The organism is Paenibacillus sp. J22P277, assembly GCF_059383675.1.
The window spans coordinates 1-1647 of record NZ_JBXENS010000020.1 but is presented as its reverse complement, the minus strand read 5'-3'; the positions used below and the strand labels follow the sequence as shown (position 1 = coordinate 1647).

2 protein-coding genes are annotated in these 1647 nt (G+C 46.7%); both read right to left on the bottom strand.

Annotated features, from left to right (window positions below):
• Window positions 1-44: 44 nt before the first annotated feature.
• Entirely contained in the window at window positions 45-902 is an 858-nt protein-coding gene (locus AC50YL_RS35990) for an IS3 family transposase (protein ID WP_494838236.1), read from the bottom strand.
• Window positions 903-922: 20 nt separating this feature from the next.
• Window positions 923-1600: a transposase gene (locus tag AC50YL_RS35985; protein WP_494838235.1), complete on the bottom strand. Its 678-nt coding sequence runs from the start codon at window positions 1598-1600 to the stop codon at window positions 923-925.
• Window positions 1601-1647 lie beyond the last annotated feature (47 nt).

The following is a 1647-nucleotide window of genomic DNA, read 5'->3' as shown; positions in this document are numbered from 1 at the left end:
TGAACTGCACCCCGTCAAGTAGACAGTGGAAATAATATAAGTAACTAGGCGGCCTTGTTCCGGTATTCCATCGGACTAAGGCCGTTTAGTTTTGCTTGCAATCGGTCGTTATTGTAAAAGTGAATATACAGTTCAATATCTCGTTCAAGCTCCTCAAACGTCGGGTATGTATGCAAGTAATACTTCTCACATTTGAGCGTCCCCCAGAAGGATTCCATTGGACCATTATCGATGCATCGGCCCACTCTGGACATACTTTGGACCATGTTGTGGTTATCTAAGATGGCTTTGAAACTCATGGAGGTGTACTGGTAGCCTCGGTCGCTGTGGAGCAAGGGGCTGGTTCCGGGAGCTGCCTGCACGGCCCGTTTAAGCGTTTCAAATACCAGTGGATTGTTATTGGAACGCCCTAGAACATAGGAAACGATGGATTTATCATGAAGGTCGAGAATCGCGCTCAAATACGCTTTCTGGCCGTTTCCGTACTTGAATTCCGTTACATCGGTGAGCCACTTTTCATTCGGGGCATCCGCATAAAACTTGCGGTTTAGCACATTCTCCGCCACCTGTTGGGGGGTGGAACTGGCATAGATCTTTCTCTTTCTCCGGATAACAGACTGGATTCCCTTGACCTTCATTAGCCGCTCTACGCGCTTGTGGTTAATGATTTTCCCAGTTTCTCTGCGCATGTGCAGTGTTAGTTGGCGGTATCCAAAGACACGCTCTACTCGCTCGTAGATACCCATCATGACCTGCATCAACTGCGCATTCTCTTGCTCACGAGGACTGGGTTTGTGATTTAACCACTCATAGTAACTAGAGCGAGCAATTCCTGCGATGTCACACAAAAGCTGAACGCTAAACGACGCTTCTTCGCGAAGCGCTTGAACGGTCCGATAAATGTTTTCCTGACGGTGTTCGCTTAATTTCGCCCCCTTTGGATTTCCCGTAACTTTTTTAAAAACGCATTCTCCGCCCGAAGTCGCTCCATTTCATATTCCATCTTCTTCAGCTCGAGCTTGTGGCGCTCCGCTTCGTTTAACTCCTCAGGCGCTTTCTTCCTTCCTCGGCCATCCTGTAACGCATCCTGGCCGCCGTACTCGAACTTCTTCACCCACTGGTATACCTGCTGATAGGAGACCTGGAACTGTCCCGCAGTCTTTTGATAGTCTTGCTGATTGGCCAAGCAATACTGGACGATGTCGATTCGTTCTTTCCACGTTGTCATACGACCCTTTGTCATAGCTTTCGCTTCCCCTTTATAGGCTTTTAAGCTGCTATGACCATTATACTTATGAATCCAGTCGGAAAGCTGTTTTGTGTTCGCGATCTTGTATTTCTCGATGATTTGATACTGCGATAACTTCCCCTCAAGGAACTCGGTTACCGCTTGAAGCTTAAGTTCAGCACTATAACTTCGATTATGCGTACGACGCATGAGTCCCTCATAACCGTACTGCTTGTACCGTCGCTGCCATTTCATCAGAGACGTTTTATTAATTCCATATTTCTTAGCTGCAGCCAAAAAGCCAATTTTCCCGTTCGAAACATCTTCGAGAATCGTTAATTTCTCATACGCGTTAAATTTTCCTCTCGACATAGAAAAGCTCCCCTCGGCAAAACAGGTTTTATTATTTTACCTGTCCA

Excerpts from the sequence above, each read along its gene's own strand:
- AC50YL_RS35985 (WP_494838235.1), bottom strand. The coding sequence starts at position 1,600 with ATGTCGAGAGGAAAATTTAACGCGTATGAGAAATTAACGATTCTCGAA.